Origin of the sequence: Limnohabitans sp., from assembly GCF_031538885.1 — a bacterium.
In the GTDB taxonomy this organism is placed as follows: domain Bacteria; phylum Pseudomonadota; class Gammaproteobacteria; order Burkholderiales; family Burkholderiaceae_C; genus Limnohabitans.
The window spans coordinates 1-5,523 of record NZ_JAVKLW010000101.1 but is presented as its reverse complement, the minus strand read 5'-3'; the positions used below and the strand labels follow the sequence as shown (position 1 = coordinate 5,523).

Here is a 5,523-nt window from a genome sequence, read left to right as displayed (position 1 = left end):
ATCTCTCTCAAAAGCTAATTTCATTTAGGAATTGCCAAGAGTTGTGCGTCGCACACGTGTGTCGGTTTGTTTTTGATTTTTAAGGATAGTCACCATCGCTACAGAATTTCGCGACCGCCGCCAGCGCGAGGAACGCAAACATCGCCTTAACCGGGAAATCATGGCCCCGGAAGTCCGCCTTTCAGGTACTGACAACGAACCCCTCGGTATCGTGAGCTTGGCTGATGCCTTGCGCATGGCCGGTGAGATGGACGTTGATTTGGTTGAAATTGCCGCCACGGCTGTGCCGCCGGTGTGCCGTTTGATGGACTACGGTAAGTTCAAGTACCAAGAGCAAAAGAAGGCTGCTGAAGCGAAGTCCAAGCAAAAGGTCATCGAGGTCAAGGAAATCAAGTTCCGTCCTGGTACCGATGATGGTGACTACAACATCAAGATGCGCAACATCAAGCGCTTCTTAGATGACGGTGACAAATGCAAGATCACGCTGCGCTTTCGTGGCCGCGAGATCACGCATCAAGAAATCGGTATGGCGCTGTTGCAGCGCATCCGTGATGAGTTGGCAGACCTGATCGTGGTTGAGCAGTTCCCCAAACTCGAAGGGCGTCAAATGATCATGATGATCGCGCCTGGCAAGAAGAAATCAGGTGGCTCCGCCAAACCTGTTGCAGAAGCCGCTCCGGCAGCCCCTGCATAAATTGGCAGCGCAGCGTGCTGCTGCGCTTTGAAGGTAAGCAAATTCGTGTCTCGGGGCTAACAAGACTGCACATCGGTGTGCAAGCGCCTCACGAGCACAAATAAAGGAGCATCTAAATGCCCAAAATGAAGACCAAAAGCAGCGCTAAAAAGCGCTTCCGCGTTCGTCCAGGTGGTACCGTGAAACGCGGTCAAGCCTTCAAACGTCACATCTTGACCAAGAAGACGACCAAGAACAAGCGTCACTTGCGTGGCGCAGTGAATGTGCATGAGACCAACATGGGTCACATGGCACAAATGCTGCCCAAGACCGGCCTGTAATTAACTGACGAACAAGGAGAAAAACTATGCCTCGCGTTAAACGTGGTGTTACGGCCCGTGCCCGTCACAAAAAAGTTCTGGCTTTAGCCAAAGGTTTCCGCGGTCGCCGCGGTAACGTCTTCCGCATCGCTAAACAAGCGGTGATGAAGGCTGGTCAATATGCTTACCGCGACCGCCGCACGAAAAAGCGTGTGTTCCGTCAGCTGTGGATCGCTCGTATCAATGCGGCTGCACGTCAGTGCGGTTTGACCTACAGCCAATTCGCCAACGGCCTGAAAAAGGCAGCGATCGAAATCGACCGCAAGATGTTGGCTGACTTGGCTGTTCACGACATGGCTGCTTTCACCAGCATCGTGAATCAAGTCAAAGCCAAATTGGCTGCGTGATAGTCAAGGGTTAACCACCCACGAGTAAAGGGGTTGGGGCTACACAGCTTCAATCCCTTTTTTGTTTTCTCCTCTCCCCAAATTCTTCAATGAAATAATTTTCATGATGAGGGGCAATTGGAATCATCAAAGTTATGAACGAGTTGGATTCTCTGGTCGCCAGTGCACAGGCCCTGTTTGCGCAAAGCACCACACCGGCAGATCTTGAAAACGCCAAGGCCCAGTTCTTGGGCAAGTCAGGCCACATCACCGAGATGATGAAGGGCATGGCCGCTTTGAGCGTGGAGGAAAAGAAATCGACTGGTGCCGCCATCAACGTGGCCAAGCAAGCGATTGAAGCCGCGCTCACGGCACGTCGCCAAGCCTTGGCCGATGTCGAACTCGAGACCCAACTCAAAGCCGAAGCCTTGGATGTGACCTTGCCCGGTCGCGCCCGCATGGCTGGCGGCTTGCACCCTGTAACGATTACGCTCGAACGTGTCGAAGTCATCTTTGGTTCGATGGGTTTTGAAGTGGCCCAAGGCCCCGAGATTGAAACCGACTGGTTCAACTTCACCGCGCTCAACACGCCTGAAGACCATCCCGCACGCTCGATGCACGACACCTTCTATGTGGAAGGTGGCAGCGCTGAAGCGCCCAACTTACTGCGTACGCACACCAGCCCGATGCAAGTGCGCCACGCAGTGCAACACGTCAAGCGCTATCAAGCGCGCCTGGATGCCGGTCAAGGCATGCCCGAAATTCGCGTCATTGCGCCCGGCCGCACCTACCGCGTGGACAGCGATGCCACGCACTCGCCCATGTTCCACCAATGCGAAGGCCTGTGGATTGGCGAGAACGTGAGCTTCAAAGATCTCAAAGTGGTCATCACCGATTTCTGCCGCACGTATTTTGAGAGTGACGACTTGGTGCTGCGCTTCCGTCCTAGCTACTTTCCCTTCACAGAGCCCAGCGCTGAGATCGACATTCAGTTCCAAAGCGGCGCTTTGGCGGGCCGTTGGCTCGAAGTAGGCGGTTCAGGCCAAGTGCATCCAAACGTGGTGCGCAACATGGGCCTTGACCCTGAGCGTTTCATCGGCTTTGCCTTTGGCATGGGCATGGACCGTTTCACCATGCTGCGTTACGGCGTGAACGACTTGCGCTTGTTCTTCGATGGCGACATTCGCTTCTTGAGTCAATTCCAATAATTTCACGCACACACGAGATTCATCATGCAATTCCCCGAATCCTGGTTGCGCGAATTCTGCAACCCATTACTCACCACCCAAAAGCTGGCCGACACCTTGACCATGGCCGGTTTGGAAGTGGAAGAACTCCAACCCGCTGCACCGCCTTTCACAGGCATCGTGGTGGGTGAAATCAAAGAAGCGGTACAGCACCCAGACGCTGACCGCTTACGCATTTGCCAAGTCGACGTGGGGCAGGGCGCCTTGCTCAACATCGTGTGCGGCGCACCCAATGCCCGTGTGGGCATCAAAGTTCCGTGCGCCACGGTGGGCGCAGAGCTGCCACTCAGCGATGACGGCAAGCCGTTCAAAATCAAAGTGGGCAAGCTGCGTGGGGTGGAGAGCCAAGGCATGTTGTGCTCGGCCAAAGAACTCAAAATCGCCGATGACCACGGTGGCTTGCTTGAACTGCCCGTCGATGCACCCTTGGGCCAAAACATCCGCGAGTACTTGAACCTCGACGACACATTGATGACGTTGAAGCTCACACCTAATTTGGCACATTGCTTAAGCGTGTACGGCATTGCGCGTGAAGTGTCCGCCCTCACTGGATCACCATTGAAGGTGTCCACATTCCCAGGCATTGCGGCAACTAACCAAGACACCTTGGCCGTGAAAATTAGCGCCCCCGATTTGTGTGGACGCTTCTCTGGCCGCGTGGTGCGTGGCGTGAATACACAAGCGCAAACACCCGCATGGATGGTGAACCACTTGGCCCGTTGCGGTCAACGCAGCGTGAGCCCATTGGTAGATATCTCGAACTATGTGATGTTCGAGTTGGGTCGTCCCTCGCACATCTTCGACCTTGACAAAATTCAAGGTGGCTTGGAGGTGCGATGGGGCAAAACGGGTGAACAGCTGAAGCTCTTGAATGGCAACACCGTCACGGTGGACGATAAAGTGGGCGTCATCGCTGACGCGCATCAAGTCGAGTCCCTCGCCGGCATCATGGGCGGTGATGCCACGGCGGTGAGCGACGACACGCACAACATTTACATCGAAGCCGCCTTCTGGTGGCCCTCGGCCATTACAGGCCGTTCGCGTCGCTTCAACTTCAGCACGGATGCTGGCCACCGCTTTGAGCGGGGTGTCGACCCCGAGTTGACCGTGGAGCACATCGAGCGCATCACCCAGTTGGTGATCGAGATTTGCGGCACGCCCAACACGACGGTGGGCCCGATTGACGACCAACGCGTGAACATGCCCGTGGCCAAACCTGTCACCTTGCGCGTGGCGCGTGCCGAGAAAGTCATTGGCATGCCACTGACCCAGCAACGCGTGGCAGATGCTTTGCGTGGTTTGGGCTTGCCGGTGACCGAAGGCGAGGGTACGGTCACTGTGCAACCGCCATCCTTTCGTTTCGATTTGCAAATTGAAGAAGACCTGATTGAAGAAGTGGCGCGCATGGTGGGTTACAGCAACCTACCCACCACACCACCTTTGGCCCCCATCACCGCCAGTGCGTGCGAAGAAGCGCAGCGCAGTCCACACGCCTTGCGCCATCAGTTGGCGGCCTTGGGCTACCAAGAAACCATCAACTACAGCTTTGTGGATGAGCGCTGGGAACACGAGTTGGCAGGCAATGCCAACCCCATCAAGCTGCTCAACCCCATCGCCAGTCAAATGAGTGTGATGCGTTCCACTTTGCTGGGCTCTTTGCTTAATGTCGTGAAGTTCAACGTGGACCGCAAGGCTTCACGCGTGCGCGTGTTTGAACTGGGGCGCGTGTTTCACAAAGACGCTTTGGTGCAAAACACCGACACCACCGTGCAAGGGTTCGATCAGCCCATGCATGTGGCAGGCATGGCCTTTGGCAGTCCGGCCCCTTTGCAATGGGGCAGCAAAGAACAAGCCGCAGACTTCTTCGACGTGAAAGCCGATGTCGAAGCTTTACTGGCACCTGCTGTGCCGCAGTTCGAAGCAGCAGAGCACCCCGCCATGCATCCCGGCCGCTGTGCCAAGGTGTTGGTCAACGGCCAAGCCGTGGGCCACGTGGGCGAGTTGCACCCACGCTGGCGTCAAAGCTGGGACCTCAATCAAGCGCCTGTGATGTTTGAACTCTTACTCGATGCGGTGTTGCATCGCGATGTGCCTAAGTCCGCTGGCGTGGCCAAGTTTCCCAATGTCGAGCGCGACATTGCGGTGATCGTTAAAGACAGCGTCACGCACGCCCAATTGATGACAGCCGTGCATGCCGCCAAAACACAAGGCCTGCTACGCAACGCCGTGTTGTTTGACGTGTATCGTTCCAAGGCCGAAAGTGCTGCGATGGCGATGAACGAAAAGAGTTTGGCCGTGCGCCTCACGCTCAACAGCGACGAAGCTACCTTGAACGAAGCCCAGATCGAAGGCGTGGTGCAAGCCGTGCTGGCCGAGTTGGCGGCCCAAGTGTCTGCGCGCTTGCGCGCTTGATGTTCACACCTGACAAAGAGAACCGTATGGAACTTTCTTTTGAGAGCTTAGAAACGCCTGTGTTGACCAAAGCGCAGTTGGCCGATTTGTTGTTCGAGCAAATCGGCTTGAACAAGCGCGAGTCCAAAGACATGATTGATGCGTTCTTCGACCTGATTGCACAAAATTTGGTTAACGGTACCGATGTGAAAATCTCAAGCTTTGGTAACTTTCAAATTCGCACCAAAGCCCCTCGACCTGGCCGCAATCCGCGTACGGGAGAACCCATCCCGATTAAGGCGAGAAGGGCGGTGACTTTCCACGCTAGTCACAAATTAAAAGAACAAATACAGGGTGTTAGTAATAGCGGATTCAAGGACGAAGTGCAACAAAGATGAACTGGTTATAGGTGGCTGAGGATGCGAGAGCATCATGGCCGCTTTAACCGCCAAGTCGAAGTTGCCCAATGTACAAGCACCTCAGCCGAGAAGAACGATACCAAATCT

6 protein-coding genes are annotated in these 5,523 nt (G+C 55.2%); all 6 read left to right on the top strand.

Annotation, left to right across the window (positions count from 1 at the left end; all coding sequences use genetic code 11):
* Window positions 1-85: 85 nt before the first annotated feature.
* The 6 genes from infC to RMS03_RS08210 all read left to right on the top strand — a co-directional run bounded on the left by infC (window position 86) and on the right by RMS03_RS08210 (window position 5,415).
* Complete coding sequence (gene infC, locus RMS03_RS08235; protein ID WP_310626594.1) at window positions 86-694, top strand: translation initiation factor IF-3; 609 nt, start codon at window positions 86-88, stop codon at window positions 692-694.
* Between the two features lie 116 nt (window positions 695-810).
* Window positions 811-1,014, top strand: a complete 204-nt coding sequence (gene rpmI, locus RMS03_RS08230) for a 50S ribosomal protein L35 (RefSeq protein ID WP_310626592.1) — start codon at window positions 811-813, stop codon at window positions 1,012-1,014.
* Between the two features lie 26 nt (window positions 1,015-1,040).
* Window positions 1,041-1,400 carry a 50S ribosomal protein L20 gene (rplT, locus tag RMS03_RS08225; protein ID WP_108282356.1) on the top strand — a complete coding sequence of 120 codons (360 nt, stop codon included), beginning with the start codon at window positions 1,041-1,043 and terminating at the stop codon, window positions 1,398-1,400.
* 134 nt (window positions 1,401-1,534) lie between these two features.
* Entirely contained in the window at window positions 1,535-2,587 is a 1,053-nt protein-coding gene (gene pheS, locus RMS03_RS08220; RefSeq protein ID WP_310626591.1) for a phenylalanine--tRNA ligase subunit alpha, read from the top strand.
* Between the two features lie 24 nt (window positions 2,588-2,611).
* Entirely contained in the window at window positions 2,612-5,038 is a 2,427-nt protein-coding gene (pheT, locus tag RMS03_RS08215) for a phenylalanine--tRNA ligase subunit beta (RefSeq protein WP_310626590.1), read from the top strand.
* A 26-nt stretch (window positions 5,039-5,064) separates the two neighbouring features.
* Complete coding sequence (locus RMS03_RS08210; protein ID WP_310626593.1) at window positions 5,065-5,415, top strand: integration host factor subunit alpha; 351 nt, start codon at window positions 5,065-5,067, stop codon at window positions 5,413-5,415.
* Window positions 5,416-5,523 lie beyond the last annotated feature (108 nt).

Excerpts from the sequence above, each read along its gene's own strand:
- RMS03_RS08210 (WP_310626593.1), top strand. The coding sequence starts at position 5,065 with ATGGAACTTTCTTTTGAGAGCTTAGAAACGCCTGTGTTGACCAAAGCG.
- pheT (WP_310626590.1), top strand. The coding sequence starts at position 2,612 with ATGCAATTCCCCGAATCCTGGTTGCGCGAATTCTGCAACCCATTACTC.
- pheS (WP_310626591.1), top strand. The coding sequence starts at position 1,535 with ATGAACGAGTTGGATTCTCTGGTCGCCAGTGCACAGGCCCTGTTTGCG.
- rplT (WP_108282356.1), top strand. The coding sequence starts at position 1,041 with ATGCCTCGCGTTAAACGTGGTGTTACGGCCCGTGCCCGTCACAAAAAA.
- rpmI (WP_310626592.1), top strand. The coding sequence starts at position 811 with ATGCCCAAAATGAAGACCAAAAGCAGCGCTAAAAAGCGCTTCCGCGTT.